This is a genomic window from Gilvimarinus japonicus (genome assembly GCF_042847215.1).
In the GTDB taxonomy this organism is placed as follows: domain Bacteria; phylum Pseudomonadota; class Gammaproteobacteria; order Pseudomonadales; family Cellvibrionaceae; genus Gilvimarinus; species Gilvimarinus japonicus.
On the sequence record NZ_AP031500.1, the window covers coordinates 91,324 to 114,729 of the forward strand.

At 47.6% G+C, this 23,406-nt stretch carries 25 protein-coding genes; 22 read left to right on the top strand and 3 right to left on the bottom strand.

What is annotated here, in order from left to right:
* The first annotated feature begins 252 nt into the window (after positions 1 to 252).
* From ACGHAD_RS00375 to ACGHAD_RS00450, 16 genes are all read left to right on the top strand, one after another.
* Entirely contained in the window at positions 253 to 1,020 is a 768-nt protein-coding gene (locus ACGHAD_RS00375; RefSeq protein WP_382417104.1) for a hypothetical protein, read from the top strand.
* 96 nt (positions 1,021 to 1,116) lie between these two features.
* Entirely contained in the window at positions 1,117 to 1,866 is a 750-nt protein-coding gene (locus ACGHAD_RS00380; RefSeq protein ID WP_382417102.1) for a hypothetical protein, read from the top strand.
* Positions 1,867 to 2,413: 547 nt separating this feature from the next.
* Entirely contained in the window at positions 2,414 to 3,271 is an 858-nt protein-coding gene (locus tag ACGHAD_RS00385; protein ID WP_382417100.1) for a pentapeptide repeat-containing protein, read from the top strand.
* A gap of 573 nt (positions 3,272 to 3,844) precedes the next feature.
* Entirely contained in the window at positions 3,845 to 4,324 is a 480-nt protein-coding gene (locus tag ACGHAD_RS00390; protein ID WP_382417095.1) for a hypothetical protein, read from the top strand.
* Positions 4,325 to 4,804: 480 nt separating this feature from the next.
* Positions 4,805 to 5,311, top strand: a complete 507-nt coding sequence (locus ACGHAD_RS00395) for a hypothetical protein (protein ID WP_382417093.1) — start codon at positions 4,805 to 4,807, stop codon at positions 5,309 to 5,311.
* A 542-nt stretch (positions 5,312 to 5,853) separates the two neighbouring features.
* The gene (locus ACGHAD_RS00400; RefSeq protein ID WP_382417091.1) at positions 5,854 to 6,270 is read left to right on the top strand and encodes a nuclear transport factor 2 family protein; all 417 of its coding nucleotides are present in this window, start codon (positions 5,854 to 5,856) and stop codon (positions 6,268 to 6,270) included.
* 92 nt (positions 6,271 to 6,362) lie between these two features.
* On the top strand, positions 6,363 to 6,749 hold the full coding sequence (locus tag ACGHAD_RS00405; RefSeq protein ID WP_382417089.1) for a hypothetical protein: 387 nt from the start codon (positions 6,363 to 6,365) through the stop codon (positions 6,747 to 6,749).
* 115 nt (positions 6,750 to 6,864) lie between these two features.
* Positions 6,865 to 7,374 carry a hypothetical protein gene (locus tag ACGHAD_RS00410; RefSeq protein ID WP_382417087.1) on the top strand — a complete coding sequence of 170 codons (510 nt, stop codon included), beginning with the start codon at positions 6,865 to 6,867 and terminating at the stop codon, positions 7,372 to 7,374.
* Between the two features lie 588 nt (positions 7,375 to 7,962).
* The gene (locus ACGHAD_RS00415) at positions 7,963 to 9,519 is read left to right on the top strand and encodes a transposase (RefSeq protein WP_390402934.1); all 1,557 of its coding nucleotides are present in this window, start codon (positions 7,963 to 7,965) and stop codon (positions 9,517 to 9,519) included.
* 155 nt (positions 9,520 to 9,674) lie between these two features.
* Positions 9,675 to 10,061, top strand: a complete 387-nt coding sequence (locus tag ACGHAD_RS00420; RefSeq protein WP_390402901.1) for a hypothetical protein — start codon at positions 9,675 to 9,677, stop codon at positions 10,059 to 10,061.
* A 136-nt stretch (positions 10,062 to 10,197) separates the two neighbouring features.
* Positions 10,198 to 10,560: a hypothetical protein gene (locus ACGHAD_RS00425; RefSeq protein ID WP_382413948.1), complete on the top strand. Its 363-nt coding sequence runs from the start codon at positions 10,198 to 10,200 to the stop codon at positions 10,558 to 10,560.
* A 134-nt stretch (positions 10,561 to 10,694) separates the two neighbouring features.
* Positions 10,695 to 10,973 (top strand): type II toxin-antitoxin system RelE/ParE family toxin, encoded by a 279-nt coding sequence (locus ACGHAD_RS00430; protein WP_382413950.1) that lies wholly within the window; start codon positions 10,695 to 10,697, stop codon positions 10,971 to 10,973.
* Positions 10,973 to 11,266 (top strand): HigA family addiction module antitoxin, encoded by a 294-nt coding sequence (locus ACGHAD_RS00435; RefSeq protein ID WP_390403078.1) that lies wholly within the window; start codon positions 10,973 to 10,975, stop codon positions 11,264 to 11,266. Before ACGHAD_RS00430 ends, ACGHAD_RS00435 begins: the two co-directional genes overlap by 1 nt.
* 555 nt (positions 11,267 to 11,821) lie before the next feature.
* Complete coding sequence (locus ACGHAD_RS00440; RefSeq protein ID WP_382413952.1) at positions 11,822 to 12,196, top strand: nuclear transport factor 2 family protein; 375 nt, start codon at positions 11,822 to 11,824, stop codon at positions 12,194 to 12,196.
* 215 nt (positions 12,197 to 12,411) lie between these two features.
* Positions 12,412 to 13,296 carry a diguanylate cyclase domain-containing protein gene (locus ACGHAD_RS00445; RefSeq protein ID WP_382413954.1) on the top strand — a complete coding sequence of 295 codons (885 nt, stop codon included), beginning with the start codon at positions 12,412 to 12,414 and terminating at the stop codon, positions 13,294 to 13,296.
* Between the two features lie 155 nt (positions 13,297 to 13,451).
* Entirely contained in the window at positions 13,452 to 14,141 is a 690-nt protein-coding gene (locus ACGHAD_RS00450) for a carboxylesterase (protein ID WP_339617328.1), read from the top strand.
* 78 nt (positions 14,142 to 14,219) lie between these two features.
* On the opposite strand, the gene ACGHAD_RS00455 is transcribed toward ACGHAD_RS00450, so the two are convergent.
* Complete coding sequence (locus ACGHAD_RS00455; RefSeq protein WP_382413957.1) at positions 14,220 to 14,429, bottom strand: DUF3622 domain-containing protein; 210 nt, start codon at positions 14,427 to 14,429, stop codon at positions 14,220 to 14,222.
* Between the two features lie 221 nt (positions 14,430 to 14,650).
* Between ACGHAD_RS00455 and ACGHAD_RS00460 the strand changes: the two genes are divergently transcribed.
* From ACGHAD_RS00460 to ACGHAD_RS00475, 4 genes are all read left to right on the top strand, one after another.
* Positions 14,651 to 15,076 (top strand): DUF3010 family protein, encoded by a 426-nt coding sequence (locus tag ACGHAD_RS00460; RefSeq protein ID WP_382414178.1) that lies wholly within the window; start codon positions 14,651 to 14,653, stop codon positions 15,074 to 15,076.
* 18 nt (positions 15,077 to 15,094) lie between these two features.
* Positions 15,095 to 15,319, top strand: coding sequence for a VF530 family protein (locus ACGHAD_RS00465; RefSeq protein ID WP_339617331.1), 225 nt, complete (start codon positions 15,095 to 15,097; stop codon positions 15,317 to 15,319).
* Between the two features lie 94 nt (positions 15,320 to 15,413).
* Positions 15,414 to 15,941 (top strand): lipocalin family protein, encoded by a 528-nt coding sequence (locus tag ACGHAD_RS00470; protein WP_339617332.1) that lies wholly within the window; start codon positions 15,414 to 15,416, stop codon positions 15,939 to 15,941.
* A 245-nt stretch (positions 15,942 to 16,186) separates the two neighbouring features.
* A complete protein-coding gene (locus ACGHAD_RS00475) occupies positions 16,187 to 16,699 on the top strand; it encodes an N-acetyltransferase (protein WP_339617333.1) in 513 nt (170 codons plus the stop codon).
* Here ACGHAD_RS00475 and ACGHAD_RS00480 read toward each other — a convergent pair.
* On the bottom strand, positions 16,669 to 17,679 hold the full coding sequence (locus ACGHAD_RS00480; RefSeq protein WP_382413960.1) for an AraC family transcriptional regulator: 1,011 nt from the start codon (positions 17,677 to 17,679) through the stop codon (positions 16,669 to 16,671). The two genes, ACGHAD_RS00475 and ACGHAD_RS00480, sit on opposite strands and share 31 nt — an antisense overlap.
* A gap of 144 nt (positions 17,680 to 17,823) precedes the next feature.
* On the opposite strand from ACGHAD_RS00480, the gene lpxC reads away from it, so the two are divergent.
* Positions 17,824 to 18,750, top strand: a complete 927-nt coding sequence (gene lpxC, locus ACGHAD_RS00485) for a UDP-3-O-acyl-N-acetylglucosamine deacetylase (protein WP_339617335.1) — start codon at positions 17,824 to 17,826, stop codon at positions 18,748 to 18,750.
* A 9-nt stretch (positions 18,751 to 18,759) separates the two neighbouring features.
* Here lpxC and ACGHAD_RS00490 read toward each other — a convergent pair whose 3' ends face one another.
* Positions 18,760 to 21,771, bottom strand: coding sequence for a DUF748 domain-containing protein (locus tag ACGHAD_RS00490; RefSeq protein WP_382413962.1), 3,012 nt, complete (start codon positions 21,769 to 21,771; stop codon positions 18,760 to 18,762).
* Between the two features lie 204 nt (positions 21,772 to 21,975).
* Here ACGHAD_RS00490 and ACGHAD_RS00495 point away from each other — a divergent pair, with 204 nt between their 5' ends.
* On the top strand, positions 21,976 to 23,346 hold the full coding sequence (locus ACGHAD_RS00495) for an MATE family efflux transporter (protein ID WP_382413964.1): 1,371 nt from the start codon (positions 21,976 to 21,978) through the stop codon (positions 23,344 to 23,346).
* Positions 23,347 to 23,406 lie beyond the last annotated feature (60 nt).

The following is a 23,406-nucleotide window of genomic DNA, read 5'->3' on the forward strand; positions in this document are numbered from 1 at the left end:
GAGTTTCTATTTTCAATAATAAAAAAATCCTTTATAGTCATAAGCTTAACCAGATCGGAAGGTGAGATAATAGGGCCAATGGCTGCAGGATAACGCGCAAGCACACTTAGGCTCCTTCCTGTTTTTTATAAATACAGAAAAAGTTGAGACTAATCAGTTAGTTGTTTTCTACTCCTAAACAGTTTCTAGGAGTGATAACGTGCTAGCTTGATATACAAATGTTAGCTGTCCGGAGTTCATACAGGAAATCATATGGAAAAAGTCCAAGCCCTTCACTTACTCAAGACAGCCTTAGCGGAAATCTCTGATCCGAGAGGGATTGCGAAAGTTGACGATTTTAGTGGTTTAAGAGAAGTCGACGCTAAAGTTCGCGAGGTACGAATGATCCTTGAGAGCGTGGACGGCCTGCCAAACTCTTTGCTCGAGTCTATGTTTAACGACCTGGATTTTCAGGCAAATAGCCGCAGAGTTAGACTTGAAGCACTAGCAGGATATGTAAAGAGCGCCCTTAAGTTTGTAGATACAGGGGCGTTTCAAAAGCCAAAAAAGCAGATTCACTCACCACCTGATTTATCGAAACTCACGAGCTCTGTGCCAGGCCTCAAGGATGAGATTGATAAGCGATGGAAGGAAGCTCAGAAGTGTGTGCATGTCGCTGCATATACGTCTGCGATTATCCTGATGGGCAGTATTCTAGAAGGGCTGCTGTTGGCTCGTGCCCAGTTGAGCGTCTCAACCGCTTATCAATCACCTCATGCGCCTAAAGGAAAGGATGGTAAGCCTATCGCACTTCAGAATTGGACTCTCAACACACTTATTGAAGTTTCGGCTGATGTTGGCTGGATAAAAACCGATCGAGGAAAATTTAGCCACGCATTGCGTGACTCAAGAAACGTTGTCCACCCATGGCAGGCAGTGATGAGTCGAGCAAATTTTGATGAATCGACTTGTAAGACATCGTGGAGCGTTTTGGATGCATCAGTTGGTGATCTATTGGAGTCGCTTCAGAGTGTCAGCTAACCAGTGCAGGCACGGCGACGCCCATTACATTGCGCCTTCGGCTCCATTCCATGGGCGCGCATGCTGCGAGCGTTAGCTTACAAGAGGAAGTATTGAGTGTTTACACAGGAAGAAGTTAAGTCCTTCATTATCAAGTTAGGAAATAAGTGGTTTTTCCCGGATTTCTCAAACAAAATAACTTGGTATGTTGTGACATTGGGTGCTGGGTTTATACTCGTTCCAGAACCTATAAAGCTATTTTTCCTGAATTGGCTAATAGATATATTCAACCTTAATTCAGGGGTGCCGCTTGAACTTCCAGAGCTGGAAGCAAGTACCGACTATACGGTAGGTATAGTTCTAATAGTTTTAGCATTGGCCCATAATCTCGGGCACAAATACTTTTCCTTGGAAAAAGACAAGTTTGATCATGCAGTTTCGCAAGAATTAAAACATTCTGACCTTAAGCTTTTAGAGAAATTCTTGCTGGAGTTCCCTTCTGACTGTTCCAGCGCGATTTTGCTGAAAGATCATGATTTTGGAAATTCCTTTAATCGGGACTATCTGAAAAATATTGATGATTTTACATATCGCTGGAATGGTGCTGAATATAAGTTTATGAACAAAGATATTGATGAAAAACGGGCTGTATTCCACTCGTTGTGTAAATCCTTTTTGGTGAAGATAGCCGAATATACCGCTCCGGTAGGTGCGAGCAACTTTTCTAGTGTCGTCCCTGACCACCTTAGAGGCGAATGGGACTTTCCAGACTGGGTGAAATCTCAAATTACAGAGCTTAATGAGATGGCTACTGAGGTTTACAGAACGCACCAAGAGTTTATTCTTTATGCAAAGAACGAGATATAAAGCTAACAATGCATTGCAGCGGACAAGCCGCTGAATGCGGCGTTATGTGTAGTCGAGCAATGAGAGTCATATTCGTCGTATTTTTTATTTTGACCGGTTGTGCAGAATCAAAAATTGACTCCTGCTTGGATCAAGGCGGCAGCTTTAACTACGATGAATGTGAGTGTGACTTTAAGGAAAATCATGAGTATAAGAAGTCGCATAGCTGCAAATAGGATCGACTTCATCGTAAGTGCCTTGTTTGGCCTTGTTGCGTGCCTTATGGTCATGCATATGTCGTGGCAGCACAATCCGCAGTGCGAGATTCATTGTGAAGGCGTTATTTATTGGGGTTATTGGCTCGGTTTGGGGCTTTCCGCGTTTGTACCGGTTTCACTAGTCGTGTTTGGTCTTATCTGGTTGTTCAGCTATGTCAAAAACACATAACAATCGCAAACAGGCGGAAATATTTTCCGTTCCTTTGCTTGTGTTTTTCGCTACGCTAACACAAGCAAATCCACTCCAAATATTCCGCTGTTGCGGGCGTTAACTATCTCTGAGGATTCGAGTGAAAATCATTATCAAAAGCCCAGTAGCAACACTAGCAACTATTGCTGCGGTTTTGGTACTTGCTGTTTTCTTGATAACAGCTTTCTGGAGTGATGTTAGTAGTACTGTGCTGCCAAACACAAAACTAGGTCTTTATAACAAGGATTTTTGGGAAAACTTCCTGGTTGAACTGCACGGCATTGTTTTCGAGCTATCTATTATTGGTGTTTTACTTCTATGGCTAGATTCTAAAAGGACTAAATCAGGTGAAATAAAAAGATTGAGAGAGGATCTCGAAGACTACTCGACTTTAGACTATCCTGAAATCAACGTGAAAAAATTAGGCCATATGAAAAGGCTTAATGAGCACAAAATAAAAAATATAGATGTACAAAATCTAGTTTTAAATGAGCTAAAAGTTAAAGGAATAATTGCTGAGGATTCTAGGCTTATTGGGTTAAAAATTGTCGCGGGCTCTGTCGTTAGTTCAAACTTTAAATCTATGAGAATGAGATCATCAAATTTTCATGAAAGTACGATTAAAAGCACAATTTTTGAGTCCTGTGACCTATTAAAAAGTAAGTTTAATGAATCAATATGCAAGGGAGTAGACTTTACTAATTCCTCCCTTGAAAGAGCTGACTTCACAAATTCAGACTTACAAAGCAGTATTTTTAATGGGTGTGATGTTCGAGGAGCAAAGTTTGATGGCGCTAATCTAAAACACGTGTCTTTCCATAACTCTAAGCACCTAACTTCAGAACTTCTGCTGAGGGCAAAGAACTTAGATTATGTGAAAGTATCAGATGAGATAATGGCGGAGCTGATTGCTCAGAGGCCTGATATGAAATATCAGAAGAATAAGGGCCGGCCTTGAAGGAATCGAACCTTCACACAGCTCAAGAGCTGCTGACCCGCATCCGGCCTATTGAACGGTCAAAGTATCAGTCTGGTATAGTACTGTCAATAGTTAACAAGCGCATGTTGTCGGACTGGTTTTCCGCTGCGCTCCAAACCAGCCGCAAATGCGGGCGTTATACGTAAACGGACTTTCGAGAATGTGGTTAACTGTATTTGTGGTGGTGATAGTGTCTTGGAGCATTAACACGATCGTAGTTCTGAAACTAAGAGAGCATTGCCCTAAAGCATATAGAGATGCGGGCAGCCCTCCATTACTATGGAACGGTTTTTCACAGCAATCTTTCAGCCTCGGGTTTATCGGTCTAGGTCTATATAAAGAATATGACCTGGACTCAAATACTCTGATGTGGTGTAACTTATATCGCTATTTAAACTGGCTAGTTCTAGGTGCTTTGGTGGCTGTCTTATGTTGGTGGGTTGATAGTTTATGAAGCGTATAACAAACCGCAGCAATCGCTCCCGTTGGTCGCTGGGACAGCCAAAACGCTACGCTTATTTGTCTGCCCCTGTGCGGGGCGTTAGAGATACCATGAACCAACTTCTGAAATCGGTAATCGCTTTTTTAATAGCTCCGCTGGTGCCGGTCACCGTATTCTCGTTTTACTTGTTCGGGCCAGAGAAAGCTGCGCAGGCCTTCATGTTGGTGCTGGTATTTTCTTACGCCATCACGGTGTTCGTGGCGGTTCCTCTGTATCTGGTAATGTATATCAATAACTGGCTCAAATGGTGGCACTTCGTTCTGTTCGGTATCGTTCCAGCGTTTTCTCTAGATGCTGCCGGTTTCCTGCTCTCGTTGGGTGGGGAAGGTGGTATGGTCACACTTAGGCAAGGTGGCGTCGATCTTATAATCGAAGGGAAAAGAACCTTGGCCGGCTATCTCTTCGAGGCCAAACGTATAGCTATGTACGCGGCGGTAGGCGCCGGTTCTGGTTTGGTGTTCTGGGCAATTGCCCATCGCCCCAAATCTCTAACAAAAAGCTCAAGCCGACCACCTTCGGCGGCGGCTTAGCTTGGCGTTATAGCCGGAAGGAAGCATGATTAAATATTGCCTATTATTGACCTTTTGTTTTTTCTGTTCTTCAGTCTTTGGGTGTGGGGACGATAAAATTCCCATTAGTGTCGTTAACAGCTATGACAAGATTCCCACAGATGATAAACGAGTCGAAATGCTAATTGTTGCACCACTAGAATTTGAGGGTTTTGAATTAAATTCAGCTGAGTTATTTGTTGGGGAGTCCATGACAGTAATGCATAAGTTTACTGACTTTGACGAGTATCCGAGCCGTGGGGTTTATATTGTTGTGGGAACTTTACCTTTCCTGAAAAATAGCTACGCAAGCGTCACATACGTCAATAAGGCCGTAGCGGACGGAAATGGTAACGTAGTATTTTCTCCGTGTTTACATAATCAGCGGGTAGATTGGGGTTTTAACAAGTAAAATCAGCGGATAAACCGCTGTTTTAGGCGTTATAACTTAAAGGAGGCTATGTGCCAGAAGTAGAAATTCCAATGTGGTTTGTGTCTTTCTGCACGGCCTTGTTAGCTGCTTTCTTTGGGTCTTTGCTTGCCATCAAAAAGTTTAAGAAAGAGAAAATATGGAGTGAAAAGTATAAAGCTTACCAAGATGTACTTTCGGCTCTTGAGGCTATGCTGCTATGGGCAAACGAAACATACTGCCACCAAAAAATGATTCCCACGAAAGGCACTCAAGGAATCGAGGGTGGTAATTGGCCTTCATTTACAGAAGCGCGAAGGGTTATTGCTAAAACAACATGTGTAGGCAGCTTACTTTTACCAACAGAGGTTATTGATGAGCTTGAGGCGTTAGAAAGTGATTTATGGAATGAGAACTTTAGAGCGGATGATGAGCGGTATTACTATCCCAACACGCATGAAGAATCCGAGGCAATAGCAGAGCATGCTGACAATGTGGAAAAACTTATTAAACCAAGGCTTAAAGCAATAATTCAACATGCAAAGAAAGACCTCGGATAGTTATAACAAACGGCTGCACCGGACAAATTTCCGCTGTCACCTTTTGTGCAAAAACACGCACAAAAGCCGCCATCAAAAATTTGCTCGGTGAGCCGGGCGTTAAATGCTTATGAGAACGTTCTTGATAAATAACGATGAAGGGCATCTCACCGGGTTCGAGATTTCGAACTCGTTCCTTTCGTCAGGTGGTATTGCAAAGTACGTTCGCCGAATCAAGGGGTGCGAGGTTACTGGCAGGCGCGGATGGTTCTCAGCTGATGAAGTTCATGTGCGTTTTTCATTTTCTGGCAAACGGTTCATCGTTTGGGAGCCGTTTGGAGATAACAGCCGCTTGTGGGTTGGCCCGGAGGACGGAGAGGAAGCTCCGCCAGATGTAATTGATGAATTGAGAGCGAAATTTGAGGGCACAAATAGAATGAGGTTCTCGCCTTGATCCAGTTCGCATTTAACCAGGCCAATCACAGCGACAGCTTTTTCGTTGCGGCTCCGCTTTCACTACAAAGCTGCGCGTGTTGGCGGCGTTATAAAAAAGAGGAATAGAGATGAAATACCTGTTTACATCCCTGGTGATGCTAGCTTGTATGGCGCTTTGCTTTGCTGAACCGGAGAATCCGGCTATAGAATCGCCTTCGCCAGAAGCGATAGTGGATATTCAAATTGAAGCTTACAATCAAGGAGACATTGACGCCTTCGTCGCCACGTTCGCACGAGACGTAAAGACCTATGCCCATCCGAATACCCTGCAGATATCTGGGGTCGAAGACTTAAAGAAGGTGTATGCTGGGTTTTTTAATGCCAACCCTGAACTTCATGCCGAAGTCACCGGAAAGATTATACAAGGTAATTTTGTCATTTATCATGAGTTCGTGACCGGCGTTGCTGGAGGAGAGGACTTCTTTGCTACTGCAATCTATGAAGTTCTCGACGGGAAAATACAAAATATTTGGTTTGTCCAATGACCCGATTTTATAACAAGGCGCGCCAATGCGCACACTTCGTGTGCCGGACGCTCGCAAGCTCGCGCCGTTGCGCTTTGCGTTAGGCATACGGAATGAATCCAGGAAAATTAATCAAGATTATCGCATTGGTAGAGCTTGTTGCAGCTTTACCCTGGCATGGTGTCTATTTATTTGGCTGGTACGCTCGGAGGGAAACCGAATTTGATCCTTGGATGATTTTCTTCACTATCGAGGGCATTTGCTTCATGTTATTTCCGTTACTATCTGTGGTCGGCGCATTCGTTAATAAAAAATGGGTGTATTACACTTTAATGGTTTTTCCGGTATTAGCATTTATCCATGGCATTTCAGCTATACCGTATTTATCGCACATAGCCCCAATAGGTCGCTGGCGTACCTTGGTGCTGGTCGTCATAAACGGCGGCTTAATTATTTATATTAATAAGCTAAGAAAAGGGCCGGTGCCACAATATGCCTAACAAGTTGCTGTTGTCGCCACTGCCTGGCTGGGACGGCCTACACGTCGCTTCGCTATGTTTCGGCTGCCCCAAAGCAAAGCGTTAGGCGACAAGTCGGAAAAATCGGAGAATAAACATGGAAAGAAAATTTCCTGATCTTTTAAAAAAATTGCATGATATCGAAGTTGATTACGCCGACGGAGACGGAATAGATTTCGAGCCGTACACTGAATTTTACTCAAAAGAAGAAACTTCAGATTGGATTAAAGCTTGGACCGGGAACGATTCTCTTGACGGAAGCGAGTACCTGATATTTGGCCAAGACGGAACAGGCGGCTACGCTGCATTTTGGCTAGTAAATGAATCAAATGACATTTTAGAACAACCTATTGTATTTTTCGGTTCCGAAGGTGAGGTTGGCGTAGTTTCCGTAAACTTTGCAGAATATGTATGGCTATTTGCCAACGGGATAGGGCCATATGAAGCAGTGGCCTATCCTGGTCTAGAGCGTCCTAAAAACGAAGAGTTTTTGAGTTTTGCAAAGAAATACGTGCCTTCGAGTGAGAGCACTCCGGTCAAAATTATAGAAAAAGCTAAATTAAAATATCCTGATTTTGAAAAGATGGTTGACCAACTATGTCAGTAGCGCCTAACAAGTTTGTCCACTTGACGTTTTGGTCTACGCTCCGTTTTGGCGTGGCTTTGCCACTTTACGCCAAAACTACACTACAACCAAAACGCAACTGACAAAGGCGTTAAATGCAAAGCGGAGAGAGCCTTTATATGTCTACAAGTCACTGCGTACTCTGTGAAGGGAAAGATGGATATCGAGCAAGTAAAATAGGCTCATACGTATACTGTGAATGTTCTACTTGCAAGGAGTATTACATTGAAGATATTGCGCTTTCACGGTTTGAAAGCACAGTACTAGGGATAAGAAAAGAGTTCTCAAAGCGGTCAAGGAATGTCGATGATGATAGTATTTTGGTAATAAAAGCCGCTCATGAAAATGTGCAAAAAGGGGTCGCTACGCCAAGAGTTAATGGCATTGTCAGAAGTAAATCCGAGATAACGAAAAATGGCATTTAACAAGCCAAGGCAGCGGGATATATTTTTGCTTCGCTGCGCTCAAAACGCAAAAACATACCCCTGCTTGGGGCGTTGAGACTGTAGAAAAACTCCAAAAAATAGGTGTTTTTTGTTAAAATTGGCCATCGCATAAGGGATCATTGCCATGCCAAACTTCAAAAAGTATAACTACAGCCAAGATGCCATGGTTGTGATTAATTTCGAAGAGCAAATTCAGCCAAATACGTTTGAATTTACGTTACACCACCTGATCGATCAACATATCGACCTCTCAGCTTTCCACGAACATTATAATAACGATGCCGGTGGTCGCTCGGCGTATGACCCCGCCATTCTTCTAAAGATTATTTTGTTCGCCTATGCCAAAGGCATTACGTCGAGCCGAGAGATTCAGTGGCAGTGCGAGCATAATATTATTTTCAAAGCCCTGTCCTGCGATTCAGTGCCTCACTTTACCGGCATTGCCAGCTTTGTCAGTCGCTACCCAGAGGCTATCGAGTCTGTGTTTGAGCAGGTTCTTTTGGTGTGTGATGAGCAAGGGCTTCTGGGCAATGAGTTGTTTGCCATTGATGGTTGTAAAATGTCTTCCAATGCCGCGAAGGAGCACTCCGGCACCTTGCCTGAGCTGGAGACCAAGCGTGACAAAATACAACGAAAAATTCGAGCGTGCCTGAAAGAGCATAAAAAGCTGGATGGCCGAAAGCCCGCCGAGCGAGAAAGAAAAAAGCAGCTGGAAAGCGCATCAGTGACGCTCGGACAGGAGTTTGAAAGGATCAACCAGTTTCTAAAGACGGCAACCCCACGGATGGGGCAGGGTAAAAAACCAAAAGAAGTCAAAAGCAATATCACCGATAATGAATCGGCTAAGATGACCACGAGTAAGGGCACTATCCAAGGCTATAACGGTGTCGCTGCAGTGGATAAGAAACATCAAATCATTATTGAAGCGCAAGCGTTTGGCGAAGGCCAGGAGCACCACACACTAGAGCCAATGCTCACCGGCATTAAACAACGCTACGTCCGCACCGGCATCAGCCCGGACATTCTCAAAGATCAAGCGATTATTACCGCCGACACCGGCTTCTCGAACGATGCGAACAATGAATACCTTCGCCGAGAAGGTGTTAATGCGTATATTCCCGACAATCAGTTCCGCTCACGAGACAAAATCTTCGCCCAACAGAAAGACAAATACGGCAAGCGCCACCGAGACACGGTAAAAGGCGTGAAGGCTGTAATTCCTGCTAGCGAATTTATCTTTAATAGAAAGAAGAAAACGTGTCGCTGTCCAGCCGGCAAAGAGATGTGGTTGAAAAATGAAGTCATTATCTCGGATGAAAAACGTAAATTGTTCTTTGAAGGAAAGCTGACTGACTGTCGCCACTGCGAACTCAAACACCAGTGTATGCGCAACCCAAGTTCGGCGGATACGCGAGAGGGGCACGGTCGGCAGGTTTCTATTACCTACACCAATGGTCGCACTGCGACCGACTGGATGAAGCGACGAGTGGACAGCCGATACGGAAAGGCGATATACGGCCATCGTATGTCTACCGTCGAGCCGGTTTTTGCGAACATGGGTACACAAAAGAGGCTTAACCGGTTCTCGTTGCGTGGCAAAACGAAAGTTCAGGGGCAATGGCGGTTATTCTGTTTAGTGCATAATATTGAGAAATTAGCGAATTACGGCGCGATTGCTTAACCACAGCCTTATCCACAACCACCTAGGCTGCACCGCGCAGAATAGGTGATTATGTTAAGCGAATGTGGTTGAATGATGATCAAACAAAAATCAAAGAAGACGGCTGTGGTGTATGTTTGTGAAGAATGTATTTCTACGGTCTCGTTATAAGTATTATGGATAGAGACAAAATAGCCGAAAACTTCATTTCTGCGATAAAGCGAGAGTTTCCTGACGTTGGAAAACGAATAGATGAACAAATGAAAGCTTTAGAATTAGATCCTGAAGATAAAATGTATACCCAGATGTTTGAATGTTTTTCACAAGCAACAACTGATTCAATAAAGGAAAAAGATTCAGAAACTGCTTTGAATCATTTGAATTACATGTCAAATAAGCTAAAACACGCTTCAGGCGTAGAAAGGGAATACATAGATGTCTACTATACCGAATCACTAATGTGGGATATCAAGGATAAGAAGTTAAAAGCTTGGGGCTGGAAGCTATTTCCAGAAAATATTAAACAGCTCTATGAAAACATGTGGGGCAAACAAAACTTATAACAAATCGTTCCAGCAGACACGCAATTCCATCGGCCTTTTGTGGCGCCGCTTCACTATGCCACAAAATACCGCTTCCATTGCGGGCTGCTGAACTCAGCGTTAACTATTCAAGAAAATCGTAGAGAACGGATATCTTATGAGAAATATATTAGTTTTTTTAAGTCTACTTACAGTGGTTGGTTGTTCCTCCCAGAGTAAAATTCCTGAAGAAGCGCTGCCTGAACCTATGGCAATTACCACCTACACAAACTCAAGTCAGGGAGTTGCATCGATTATTAGTAAAAAAGCACTTGAGTCCTTTAATACGGAATACTTAGAGGCTCCAGAACATAAAGCTTTTGCCCAATCCATAAGTGGAGCTTGGAGTTGGAAGTCTAATAGAACTTCAGTCGAGCATGCTAAAACAAGCGCACTAATTGGCTGTCAGCGTAACAACAAAAGATCTGAGGATTTATATCCTTGTAAAATAATCCACATTAATGATCAGTGGGTAAAATAGTTAACAAGTAGCTGCACCTGACTTCGTAACGCTGACTTCTTTTGTGCTTCCGTAAAAAGCAGCCATCATTACTACGCAGGTGAGATAAGCGTTATGTGGCTTGACGCTGTTGCGCAACGCGCTACAATAACTCCATGATCAAGTCATTCAAACACAAAGGATTAAGGCGCTTTTACGAGACAGGTAGCGCTCGGGGCATCCAGGCCAAGTATGAGAAGCGTCTTCGAATGCAACTGGCAGCACTGGATACCGCCAAGGAAATCAATGACTTAGATATTCCTGGCTACAAACTTCACCCTCTTAAAGGTGATAGAAAGGGTGTCTGGGCAATTACCGTTAATGGGAACTGGAGGCTGACGTTTGAATTCTCCGACGGTAATGCCTATGTACTCAATTATGAGGATTACCACTGATGAAAATGTATAACCCCCCTCATCCTGGCGAGTTCATTCTGGCTACCTATATGGAGCCTTTTGGCCTTAGTTGCCGTTATTTGGCAGGACGGCTGGATGTATCGCCGTCTACGTTAAACCGTCTGCTTAAGCAGCAGAGCGGTATTAGCCCGGAGATGGCGCTTCGTCTTTCCAAGGCATTGGGCCGGACGCCTGAAAGCTGGCTGGCGATGCAAGACATGTATGATCTCTGGGTAGCAGGCAAAAGCGTTAGGCTCGACAAGGTGCAAAAAATTGAACTCGACGTCGCATAACCATGCCATCAAATACGCTCCCTCCGGTCGCCGGACCTCTGTTCAGTCGGCCGTTTATGGCGAGCGTTAGGAGAATCAAAAAAACGTACCAGCGTAGAACCAGAGGTGTGTTGGCTATTACAGAGTAGGTTACTTCCCAGTCGAGGTTTGTTTACGTTTTGGTGTTTTCAACTTCCAGTATTTTGGGCCCTTGTTGCAGTTTACCTATTTAGTAGTGAATTCAATTTTATCGTGCTCGTTAGTCTTAGCGCGTTTAGCTTGAACACGAGATTTCGTTGGTAGCGTATTTAAGGCCTTGCTATTTCAAGCGAGGCACCTGTGGCAGCTTAATATCAATCTATTCGCGCTTGGTATTATCTGGCTTCTTTATCGAGCAATAAATAGCGAAGTAGTCGAGTACTAGGCAGCGATATCGGAGTAATCCTCTAAAAAATTATTCCTGTTTAAAATCTCCGGTTATCTCAGACATAAAGTGTTAATCCGAGTGAAATTTATTATGACATCACTGATGCTAATGATTTTTTCTTGTCTTGCTTTGCAAATGAAGGTGAGGGTTTGACGCCGTTGGCGATCTCTCTGAAAGAGGTTGTTGATGGACAGGTTGCCGCTTACAGCGAAGGCGATATTAAGGCTTTCGTCAATACTTTTGCTGCGGACGTAAAGACTTATGGTAAAGGTGATGAGTTTCAAATATCTGGGATCAAAACTGTAGAGAAGGCTTATGCCGGATACTTTGAGGCGCATCCGGATCTTCACGCAGAAGTAGCTGAAGAAATTATTCAAGGTAATTTTGTTATTTATAAAGAGCTCGTGTCCGACGCTGTTGATGCAAAGAATTTTTTGCGATCGCAGTATATGAAGTTAGGGATAATAAAATTCAGAATATCTGGTTCTTTCAATAACCCGCGTTATAGCAATGCCCTGTGGTAATGTCCTGGGCCTTTTTTGTATTGGCGGTGCTCAGTCCCGTGCTGCCATAATAGTGGTAGCCCTCTCACTCTGAGGCAGGCTATTTAGTAGCTAGTATGAGGTTAGCGGTGGTACCGGACTGCTTAGATGGCGTATATTGGTAGTTTATAGGCGCGAGTGTGTCCGAGCCGTACACGGCCAATTTATCAATATTGAAGGGCTAGAGGGGCTGCTGAATGAAAACCGACTTGCTGGTTGACCTAGCCGATGTAATGGATTTGATGCTAAATGCGGTTTGCGTGGTCGACCGGGATGGAAACTTTGTGTTTGTCAGTGCGGCGTTTGAGCAGATTTTTGGCTACGCCCCCGATGAAGTTGTCGGCAAGTCCATGATTGATTTGGTGCTTCCAGATGATCGTCCTCGGACACTCGGGACAGTCGAGGCCCTGCTAGAGGGGGAGTCGAGCCCTCACTTTGAGAACCGCTGGGTGCGTAAAGACGGCCGAGTGGTACATGTACTGTGGACGGCGCGGTGGTCTGAGAAGTATCAGGCGAGAATCGCCGTGGCCCATGACATTACCGAGCGCAAGCTGATGGAAGATCGGTTGACGCATATGGCGGGGCACGATCAGCTTACCAATTTACCCAACCGGGTCCTATTGCAAGATAGGTTGTTGTCTGGGTTAGCGCACGCGCGGCGTGAGCAAGTGTGTTTGTCTTTGTTGTTTATCGATATGGATGGCTTTAAGCAAGTGAATGACAGTTATGGCCATGCGGTCGGCGATACGCTGCTGCAGAAAATCGCCCAGCGATTGAGCGGTTGTGTGCGGGAGTCGGATACTGTGGGTCGCTTGGGGGGCGATGAGTTTTTGGTGCTGCTTAACGGGATTTCAGAGTGCGAGCATGCTGAGATGATTGCCGAAAAAATTCGCGCTGAACTCGGTAAGCCGTTTGAGGTAGATAGCCTTTTTTTGCAGCTTGCCCCGAGTATTGGGGTGGCCCATTACCCCGCACATGGCAACGATGATCAGCAGTTAATCCACAGTGCCGATCAAGCCATGTACCGCGCAAAAAAGGCGGGCGGTAATCGGGTGTCGGTATTCTTGCCCGCCACGGTATAGCGAATACCATGCTTACGGCGACTCTGCGTTGACGTGAGAGTGGCTTAATCACCCTAAATGCCCGTTTTGCTTCTGACCTGCGCCTGCATTAATATGCCCCGTACCCCGGTTGGCGGTGATGCCGCAATACCACTATTTACCCGAGAGAGCCTGATATGTCTGCTAATCCCTTTGCCGCATTAGAGTGCTTAACGCTTGAGAATCCGAACGCCGGCCCAAGCGATGCCTGTGTGATTTGGCTGCACGGTTTGGGAGCCAGTTGTAATGATTTTGCCAACCTGCTGCCACAGCTGAGCTTATCGGCCGGGGCACGTATTCGCTTCGTGTTTCCCCAAGCGCCACAACTGGCGGTAACCGTGAATGGCGGCTACCAAATGCCTGCATGGTACGACCTGCAGAGTTTGGATGTTGATCGAAAATTTAACGCACAGCATTTAGCGCAGGCCAGTGTTGCGATAAATGAATTGATCGAGCAGCAAGTCGCCGCAGGCATTACCAGTGAGCGGATTTTAATGGCGGGGTTTTCTCAAGGTGGGGCGGTTGCCTATGATGTGGCGCTTAACTGTACGCGGCCACTGGCGGGCTTAATGGCACTCTCGACCTATTTTGCTACAAGTGATACCTGTACTTTTTCGGCCGCAAATAAGAGCCTTGCCATATCGATCCAGCACGGTTTACAAGATGAGGTGGTGTTGCCCGAGTTGGCCGTGCGGGCGGAGTCTGTTTTGCAGGCGCAGGGGTATCAGTTTGATTCTCACCGATACCCGATGGCGCACGAGGTATGTGGCGAACAAATTAGCGATATCAGTGCGTTTATTAATCGTTGTTTGCCAGTGCTGGGTTAGCTGCCCCGACTGTGCTTTGCCACATCCGTGTGGACATTTTGCGTTTGCGTCGGGCTGCAATAAAAAGGGGCTATATTGCTATTTTTTGGCTTCTTGGCGAGCGCGGACATTGGCCAATAGCGCTTTTAGCTCGGTCTCGGCCCAGGTAACTGCTTCGGCTTCTGTGTTGAAACCCTCTTGAGCCTTAGAGATAACGGTTTTGCGGGCGCTGGCGCGACGAGTCAGTTCTGCGCGCCATGTGCCGTCAACCTCGGTGATTTGGTAATCAAATTTTTTGCCTGTGGCCATATGTGCTCCTGCACCTAGCGGTGCTGTCTGCGGTATTAAGTGCCTGCATTATGCACGCTTGCTGCGAACAGGCAACCGCTTTTTACGGGCTGAGCGGTTTGCTTATAATACGGCTATTATGCGGTATGGTTGGCCGCTACTGCTTATGAGCGGCGGGTGGCGTCTATGCAATACGAACCCCGCGGTATGGGACTATTAACAGATACTAGAGTGGTATAGTGATGAAGATTTGTGGTGTTGAGCTAACGGCAAACGATGCCGTGGTCTGTCTACTTAGTTTGGAGCAACAACAGTTTATGTTACCAGACTGTCGTGTGCGAAAGTTAAGCCTGCCTAAAGAGCACACTCGTGACGACTTACAAAAGTTTCAAACGACTTTTGCTAAATTGATGGAAGATTACCAAGTGAACAAAGTCGTTATTCGCGAGCGTATGACGAAAGGCAAGTTTGCCGGAGGGGCGGTGAGCTTTAAGTTAGAAGCGGCCATCCAACTTATGACCGATATTGAGGTTGACACGCTTTCGCCGGCGGCGATCAAGCAGGCGATATCGGACAACCCGCTACCGATTCTGTTTTCAGAGACCGGACTAAAATCGTTTCAAGAGGCGGCCTTTACCGTGGCTTATGCCTCTCATATGTCGGCATGAATAAAGCGAGTATCGACTATGAATAAAGAGCAGCCCAATAACCCTTTGCATGGCATTACTTTAGAGGCGGTGTTAACGCAACTGGTTGAGCGTTACGGCTGGAGCGGACTGGCCGAGAGAATTAATATCAACTGTTTTAAAAGTGACCCGTCTATTAAGTCATCGCTAAAGTTTTTACGTAAGACGCTCTGGGCCAGAGAGAAAGTAGAGGCTTTGTACGTATCGACCTTTTCCGAGGCCTGAACCCTTTTGTCGGTAATGGACGGCTGCGGGTAATCCAGCTGATGAGTTTATTCGTATTGTTTAACGTGATCTATTGGGATGCAGGAGTACGAAAATGAAAATGACGTCAATAGGGTTGCTGGTACTAATGGTTGCGTTAATAGGGTGTGTGGGAAAGCCCGATAGAGTAGAGCCGGTGACCGATTTTAATGTCGAGCAATACCTTGGCCAGTGGTACGAGATTGCCCGATTGGACCACAGTTTTGAAGAGGGCCTAACGCAGGTAACCGCAAGCTACAGTCTTAATGACGATGGCAGCGTTAAAGTGATCAATCGGGGGTTTGAGGCGGAAAAAGGCGAGTGGGACGAAGCGGAAGGTAAGGCGAAGTTTGTTGCCGACCAAAACACAGCGTTTTTAAAAGTTTCGTTTTTTGGCCCGTTTTACGGCTCTTATATTGTGTTTGAGCTAGACGATGATTACCAATACGCGTTTGTCTCTGGCCCAGATACCGGTTATTTATGGTTGCTATCGCGCCAACCCACGGTATCGGAAGATATTATTCAGCTATTTGAGCGCCGCGCTAAAGCGCTAGGTTTTGCGACAGATGATTTGATTTATGTCGATCAGGCGCCAAATAAATAACCCTACGAGAGTGCTAGCGAGATAAAAACCCCCGGCCAAGTGGCCGGGGGTTTTTGGTTTTTCGGCCGGCTGTACCGCGTCGTTATGATGTGTATTTTAGATGGTACCTGAGGTTTTTTGCCGGCAGCGTTTCTTGGCGGGCCTTGATGCCTAAGCGAGATGTGTACTGATTTGCTATGCTGTATTAGTAAGAGTGGTTTTTTGCTGGTATCACCGACAATCTAATAACAATGAATGGTGTAAGAATGACGAAGTTCAGTATACGACAAGAGGTTCCTGATGATATAGGCGCCATTTATTCGCTGCTGGAAGCCGCATTTTGCGATATTGCTTACTCGGATCAAACCGAGGCCGAAATTGTGATGGCACTGCGCGACGCTGGAGCCTTAACGGTATCTCTTGTGGCCGAAATTCAGGGCAATATTGTGGGTTATATTGCCGTTTCACCCGTTACCTTTAGTGGCGGTGGCCAATACTGGTATGGTCTGGGTCCAGTGGCAGTCGCCCCGGTGTATCAGGGGCGCGGCGTCGGCTCGCGGCTTATTGAGGGTGCGTTAGAGAATTTGCAGCACCAGGATGCCGAGGGGTGTGTGGTATTGGGCGAGCCGAATTTTTACGGGCGGTTTGGGTTTCAGTCGTTGCCTCAGTTGAGCTTTCCCGGAGTTACCGGGGAATACTTTCAGGCGCTGCCGTTCACAAAAACTCTACCTGCGGGTGAGGTTCAGTATCATCCAGCGTTTGCCCTTGCTAATGCCTGATGGCGGTACTGCCGCGGCGTGGTGTTAAACCAGCGTTTAAAGGCGCGATTAAAATTGGCCTGGTCGGCGTACCCTAATAAATAGCTTATTTCACTTAACGCCAGCTGCGATTGCGGTAAATAATCCCGCGCCAGCTGTTGTCTAACGCGCTCTAATAAATCATTAAAGGTAGTGCCTTCGGCCTGTAACTTGCGTTGCAGGCTGCGGCTGCTCATTGCCAGATCTTGGGCAATTATCGCGGCACTAATATTTCCGCTAGGCAAGTGTTTGACCATCCGCTCAGCGACGCGCGCGGGTAAGTTGTCGAGCACCAGACGGTTGAGGTTTTCCAGCGCGACTTGTTCGTTTAATAGTGCAAGTTGCGCATTGGCACCGGGAAGGCGGATATGGGCCTGTTGCGCGTCAAGTGCGATGGTCGAGTGCAGTGCATCGGGTTGTATTGGGCAGCCGAAGAACTGGTCGATCGCATTAGCTGGGTCGTGATAGCGGTGTTTTAGGTGAATAGCAACGGGGCTAAAGCTAGGCCCCAATAAGGCGCGACACATGGTGACGACGGCCGCTACCGCTGCAAGGTTGGCCGATCGCTGCGGCGTTAAATCGGCATCAAAGCTAAGCAAGTAAAGGTTTTGGCGCTGTTCGATAGTCACCTGCAAGCCGTTGCTTATTAAGCGCGCGTAACGCACCAGGCGCCCCAGGGCATCGTGCAGTGTATCACTGGCAAGCCAAGCAAAGCCCAGGGCATTAAACGTCGTGCTGTGCCAGAGCTGCCCCGCTTGTAAGCCCAGCAAATCATTGCCGTGCGCTTGCTCGGATAGGCGCCACAACTGGTGCATTTGATCGGTGGGGTAACGGGCGTTGCCATCCCCGAGTAGCGCCGGGTTGAGCCCCGCTTGGGCAAACACAGAGCGCGGCTCGATGCCTTCGTCCTGTAGGGTCTCCCACAATAGTTGGGCCCAGCTGGTCAGTGTGGAGTAGCGCATGAAAGGCTCCTTGGCTATTGGATAATTGTACGGCAGTAGCCCCTGCGCCGGAAGTGGCGCCCAAAGCTAAACGATTGGCGGGTGTGGCAAAAAAATCATGGCCTAAAACTCTTAATCTGGATTGACCAGCAAGGAGAGAACATTATGAGCCACGATATTAATTATTTTCAGCACACCCTAAATGAGCCATTTGTTTGTTTTGGGCGAGGTTTGCATACAGGTTTAGCGGTGGTGATGAGAGTTTTACCCGCCGAGCCAAACACCGGACTGACGTTTGTGCGCCGGGATTTACCGATGGGTGAAAATGCAATTCGGGCGATTTGGTTTAACGTGCGGGATACCCAGTTAAGCACGACATTAGGGAACCGCTTTGGCGCCAGCGTGAGCACCGTTGAACATGTGTTGGCAGCGTTAAAGGCTCACGGAATCGATAATGCCCGGCTCGTATTAAACGCGCCAGAGGTGCCGATACTGGAGGGAAGCGCGCGCACTTTTTCAGATCTAATTTTAAGTTCTGGTCGCCGGGTGCAGTCAGCAAGGCGCCGGGTGATTGTGGTGCGCAAACCTGTCGAGGTGAAAGAGGGTGATAAACTCGTCCGGTTGTTACCCTCGCCCGAGGCCACGGCAGATGTCGAAATTGATTTTCCGTCGGCGGCGATTGGCCGGCAACGTTTGAAGGGTATTGCGTTAGATGAGGCAACCTTTATTGCGAGCTTACGCGATGCCCGAACCTTTGCCGTTCAGCGCGATGTAGAGAAGATAATGGCCGAGGGGTTAGCGCAGGGCGCATCTTTGACAAACGCGATACTGGTTGACGATGACAAGGTTATTAACCCCGAGGGATTGCACTACAAAGATGAATTTGTGCGCCATAAAGTATTGGACTTATACGGCGATTTGGCGCTGGCCGGTGCGCAGATTATTGGACACTTTAAAGGTAAAAAAATTGGCCACGGGCTCAACGCTCGGTTGGTGGCCAAGCTGCTGAGTGATACGAATAATTTTACCTTTACCGACCGCGAATTTGCCGAGACTTATTGGGCTACTATCAACTACCGCAATAGCGCGTGATGACTCGCGCTACTGATTGGGTGCCACGGTTAGCTCTACCGTGGCGCCGGTTAGTGCCGCGCTGTAAGCCGGCTCGCTATTGATGCGGCCCGAGGCTAAGCCCCGATCGGTTAAGTAGGTGGTGATGGCCTGCGCGCGAACATTGGCAAGCCTCTCCATATCGTCACTGGAGATCTTAATATTTGCCGCCATTTCTTTAAATAACTTCTCGGCAAGTAATACCCGAGCGCGCTCTTTAGTGATCGATTGCTCTTGCATTATGGCATCAAGCTGATCAGTGAACTGATTGTCGGTTTGTTGCCGATAGTAATCCTCTATGGCCTGTAACATTGTGTCGTTGTCTAAAAGAGCCTCAAGGTCATAATCCATAGCGGCTAAGGTGGCGATATTTGTATCGGCCTCGGGGTCGTTTAGCAGTGCGGCCAAGTGTCGCCTTTGAATGGCCGGGCGCTCTTCTAGTTTACCGGCGTTACCGCGTATAACCAGATTAAGGTTGGTCTTTTTGTTTAATGCTTTGATGAGCTGTTGCAGCTTATCTTGATTGTCGCTATTTAACTGGCCCGAGCCGGCCGCGAAGGTTATCGCTCCTAGATCGTCATCGCTATCGACCAAAGAACCCAGCAACGTAAATGGCGAGGCGGCGGCTTTTACCAATATATTGACAAAGGCTTTAGCAATGAGCCCCGGAACATTAAAGCTAGGGTCGGTGGTGTCGCCACTGATGTCTAAATCTAAATCGATATTGCCTTGCAAGTCGCGCAGTAGCGCCAGCCCTAATTTTATGGGTGCGTTAATGGCTTTATCGCTGTCGACCGACGAGCCCAGATTAAAGGACTTTGCCAGAATATTATTCTCACCGTTTAGCTTGTTGCCGTCGATTTTATAATTGAAGTTGTAACTCAGCTTACCGTCATCGACTTGGTAGCCAATGTAAGTTCCGGTGTAGCTCGACATAGGCGCCAGCTCTAGGTTTTTTAAGCTGCCTTTAACATCAACACCTAGGTGCTCGGGGTTAAGCCCTAGTTGGCCATTTAACTGGAACGGGGCGTGTTGGTTAAATAAGGCGCTCACGGCAATGCTCGATGGGTTTGTGGCGGCCGTGCTTAACTCAGAAAGCTCGACCGACAACTCATTAATGGACGAGACAAAATCTGGGTTTTGGAGGCGGTCGGTAAAGTTAACCTTGCCCTGTTCGAGGGTAAATTTGTTCAGCGAAAATGTGGGTGAATGCTTCTGTGGGTTAGCGGCAGATTCAGTCGCTTCGGTTTCCGGCGTTTTAGGTGCTTGTTGGCTGTCGTTGTTCGCCGCAGCGTTTGTGTCTTCTGAACTTTTGGCGAGCAAGTCCCAGTTGGCGGGCGTGTCTCTTATCAGCGTTACCTCGGGTTTTTGTACGTTGATAGCGTCTATCTGGGTGTTAAGGCTGGGCACATTGAGTTGGACGCGACTGACGTCGACGTTATCGATGCTGAGTAATTCGCCCTCTGTGGCGCTGTTTATTAAGGTGAACGCTTGCATCTGGGCATTGGTTTGCAGGTCGATGTTTAGCTCGGGCTTTAACGTCAATTTAAGTGTGCTGTCGCTGGCAAGTGTGCCTTGGGTAATCGCCGCTTGTAAGTGGGGGTCGAGGTAGGGGTTAAAAACGCTTAATTGCAGCGGGCCGTGCTTGATGCCCAGGTCTAGTTTTAATGGTACGGGTATCAGCTCACCCGTCATTGATAGATTGGTGTTTTGGTTGATTACGGCGCTGGCGGTAAGGTCTGCCGTGTGTGCTTCGGTTAGATGCAGCGGCGTCGCGTGAATGTCGATATCACTGAGTTGCCAGCTGACCGCCGGAGTTACGTGTTGGTCGCTAAAGTTCATGGTGCTGTCTGCCAACACAAAATCGTTAACGACAATGGACCATTGATCTTTCGGTGTGGACTCATCTGGCGCGTTGGCTTTTTGGTTGCTATCGGTACCGGTTTTTACTAAAAGCGATTCATAACGAAACTGACCGTCTTTAGTTTGCCACTGGTTTAATAGCATGCCGCGATACTCTAGTGCCTCGATGCTTAGGCTGCGGGCCAGTAAATCGAGCTCAATGCCGCTGGCGCCGAGTTTTTCGGCGCGCAGCATAGGAGGATCTTGTACGTCGTCATCAAGGGCGAGATCGGTCAGCGTTAGCGAGCCTTGCTTAAGGTTGATGGTGGTGCCATCGTTTGCGCTGTTGTGGGCAATATGTATTTGCGCGCTGGCAGCCAGTGCGCCATTGGTTAAATCAGCGTTAATTTTATTGCGTAAAAAATCGGCAAATGCCGTTAGGTTTAAACGCTCGGCTTGCAAGTCGATGTCAAATAACAGTGGCTGTAGTCGATACTCGCCGGTCAGGGATAATTGCCCGCCATTGGCAAGCGCGGCACTGACTTTAAAGGGGTTTAACAGCTCGTCGCCTGTGGCTATGTACAAATCGTTAAACGTAAGCGATAGATTGGCGATATTGAGGTCGGCGTTTACATCACCGCTGCTGTCGCGGTAACGCGCGTCACCCTTATCGATGGTGATAAGGGCGATGGTAAACGCAAAACTTGATGAGTCGTCGGTTGTGGGGGCAGGCTCGCTTTTGGCTCGCTCGTTTAATCGCGCGATAATAGGGTCAAAATTAAAGCCCTTTTCATTTTGGTGAATATAACTATCGGGTTTGGTAAGTTCGACTTCCTCGATAACTAAATGGCGGTTCCACAGGGTGGCCCAAAAGCCCGCATTAATGCGCAATTGCTGCCAACTTAGCAGCGGGTGCTCGGGCTCGTCGGCAATGGCAAAACCCACACTTTTTAGCTCAAAGGTAAAGGGGTTATACGAGAACGACTCGGCGCTTACGCTGCGCCCGAGCATCTGCGTGCCTTGGGTTTCAGCCAGTGACTTAAGCTTGCCGGGCAGGTAAAAATACCCGAGCAACACATACAGAAAATACAACACGACCAAGACAATAAGCAAAGTCTTAGTGCTTAAGCGCAGCCAGCGCCGACGTTGTATGGCATCCATGGCAAAAACCTCAGTAACAGCGGTGGCCGCCATAGCGGCCGGAATAATAAGTGTAGCGTGGTTGGCCGGTTAGTCGACCGCCCCTATCGCGCCGGGAACAATTCTTTACGGAGTAAGCTCCGCCGGTAGTATGCTCTAAAGGCCCCACTGTACTATAGTTTGCCGCTTGCGATTGTTAAACCCACCCTTTTATGAAGCAGCCCTATGAGTAATTCAGGCGCAACCACTGCGGTGAGCGGCTCGCTTTGGCGCCGCGTGTTATTGCTAGCACTGCCGGTGGCGGTGCAAATGCTGCTGCAGTCTTTTTTAGGTATGGCCGACGTTATAATGGTCGGCGGGCTAGGCGCCGAGGCGGTCGCGGCAGTGGGCTTGGCCGCCAAGCTGCACTTTTTGATGCTGGTTACCATGATGGGGGTTGCCACTGCCTGCGCCATTTTAGTGGCGCAGTACTGCGGCGCTGGTAATCGCGTGCAAGGCCAGCGCACCTTGGCGATGGCGCTGGTGGTTGGCACGGTGTTTATGCTGCCGTTTACCTTGGCGTTTGCTTTGGGTGGTGTTTGGCTACCGCTGATTAACCCCGATGTCGCCGTGGTACAACTGGCGGTGACTTTTTTGCTGATTAGCGCACCGGTATTGCTACTGACTCAGTGGATTACCGTTTATGAGGCGGCCTTGCGGGCGCTGGGTAATACCACGGTGCCTTTGATTATGGGCGCGCTGGCGGTGGCGCTGAATATTGGCCTTAATTATGTGCTTATTTTTGGCCACTTTGGGTTTCCTGCCCTTGGGGTTGCCGGCGCGGCCTGGGGTACGTTGCTATCGCGGTTGGTGCAACTTGGCGTCACCCTGGCATGGCTTTATGGGGTAAAACACGATTTTGCGCTGCGCGCTATGGATTTTATCCGGGCGCTGGCGTGGGCGCCTCTTAAACGCTTTTTATGGTTTGCCTTGCCGCTGCTTATTAATCACGTGATATGGGCGGTGGGTAACGCCGCCTATCATGTAGTCTCGGGGTTTGCCGGCACTGATGCATTGGCGGTAATGGGGGTTATGGTTCCCATCGAGAGTAGTTTTTTTGCGCTGTTTGTCGGTTTGGCCAATGCCGCAGCGGTACTGGTGGGGCAAACCTTAGGTCGCGGCGATATGCCGGGCGCTTGGCAGCTCTATCGGTTTTTTAATCGCTTAACACTGGTGCTGGTGTTTAGTTTTGCCGGCGGTTTGTGGTTGGCCAAGCCCTGGGTGTTGGCTGTGTTTGCTCATGTCGATGCGCAAACCACGGCGCTGCTTGAGCAGACCCTTGCGGTGTTTTGTTTGGGTGTGTGGGTCAAAGTCTTAAATATGCTGCGCATTTTAGGTATTTTGCGCGCCGGCGGTGACACCCACTATTGCTTGGTGGTCGATGTGATTGTGATGTGGGTGTTTGGCGTGCCTATATACTTGGCGGCGGTGTTCTGGACGGATTACTCGTTTGTGGTGCTGTACGCGCTTACCTATATCGAAGATGCTTTAAAGTGGCTGCCCATCCGCTGGCGAGTGGGGCGGGGTATTTGGGTCAAAAATCTCACCCAGTCGTAACGGTTGTTTTTACAGTTTGTAACATTGTGTTGTGCCCGACCTGCTAAAGTGTGCCCAGCA

Excerpts from the sequence above, each read along its gene's own strand:
- ACGHAD_RS00375 (WP_382417104.1), top strand. The coding sequence starts at position 253 with ATGGAAAAAGTCCAAGCCCTTCACTTACTCAAGACAGCCTTAGCGGAA.
- ACGHAD_RS00390 (WP_382417095.1), top strand. The coding sequence starts at position 3,845 with ATGAACCAACTTCTGAAATCGGTAATCGCTTTTTTAATAGCTCCGCTG.
- ACGHAD_RS00400 (WP_382417091.1), top strand. The coding sequence starts at position 5,854 with ATGAAATACCTGTTTACATCCCTGGTGATGCTAGCTTGTATGGCGCTT.
- ACGHAD_RS00405 (WP_382417089.1), top strand. The coding sequence starts at position 6,363 with ATGAATCCAGGAAAATTAATCAAGATTATCGCATTGGTAGAGCTTGTT.
- ACGHAD_RS00410 (WP_382417087.1), top strand. The coding sequence starts at position 6,865 with ATGGAAAGAAAATTTCCTGATCTTTTAAAAAAATTGCATGATATCGAA.
- ACGHAD_RS00415 (WP_390402934.1), top strand. The coding sequence starts at position 7,963 with ATGCCAAACTTCAAAAAGTATAACTACAGCCAAGATGCCATGGTTGTG.
- ACGHAD_RS00420 (WP_390402901.1), top strand. The coding sequence starts at position 9,675 with ATGGATAGAGACAAAATAGCCGAAAACTTCATTTCTGCGATAAAGCGA.
- ACGHAD_RS00425 (WP_382413948.1), top strand. The coding sequence starts at position 10,198 with ATGAGAAATATATTAGTTTTTTTAAGTCTACTTACAGTGGTTGGTTGT.
- ACGHAD_RS00430 (WP_382413950.1), top strand. The coding sequence starts at position 10,695 with ATGATCAAGTCATTCAAACACAAAGGATTAAGGCGCTTTTACGAGACA.
- ACGHAD_RS00435 (WP_390403078.1), top strand. The coding sequence starts at position 10,973 with ATGAAAATGTATAACCCCCCTCATCCTGGCGAGTTCATTCTGGCTACC.
- ACGHAD_RS00445 (WP_382413954.1), top strand. The coding sequence starts at position 12,412 with ATGAAAACCGACTTGCTGGTTGACCTAGCCGATGTAATGGATTTGATG.
- ACGHAD_RS00450 (WP_339617328.1), top strand. The coding sequence starts at position 13,452 with ATGTCTGCTAATCCCTTTGCCGCATTAGAGTGCTTAACGCTTGAGAAT.
- ACGHAD_RS00455 (WP_382413957.1), bottom strand. The coding sequence starts at position 14,429 with ATGGCCACAGGCAAAAAATTTGATTACCAAATCACCGAGGTTGACGGC.
- ACGHAD_RS00460 (WP_382414178.1), top strand. The coding sequence starts at position 14,651 with ATGAAGATTTGTGGTGTTGAGCTAACGGCAAACGATGCCGTGGTCTGT.
- ACGHAD_RS00465 (WP_339617331.1), top strand. The coding sequence starts at position 15,095 with ATGAATAAAGAGCAGCCCAATAACCCTTTGCATGGCATTACTTTAGAG.
- ACGHAD_RS00470 (WP_339617332.1), top strand. The coding sequence starts at position 15,414 with ATGAAAATGACGTCAATAGGGTTGCTGGTACTAATGGTTGCGTTAATA.
- ACGHAD_RS00475 (WP_339617333.1), top strand. The coding sequence starts at position 16,187 with ATGACGAAGTTCAGTATACGACAAGAGGTTCCTGATGATATAGGCGCC.
- ACGHAD_RS00480 (WP_382413960.1), bottom strand. The coding sequence starts at position 17,679 with ATGCGCTACTCCACACTGACCAGCTGGGCCCAACTATTGTGGGAGACC.
- lpxC (WP_339617335.1), top strand. The coding sequence starts at position 17,824 with ATGAGCCACGATATTAATTATTTTCAGCACACCCTAAATGAGCCATTT.
- ACGHAD_RS00490 (WP_382413962.1), bottom strand. The coding sequence starts at position 21,771 with ATGGATGCCATACAACGTCGGCGCTGGCTGCGCTTAAGCACTAAGACT.
- ACGHAD_RS00495 (WP_382413964.1), top strand. The coding sequence starts at position 21,976 with ATGAGTAATTCAGGCGCAACCACTGCGGTGAGCGGCTCGCTTTGGCGC.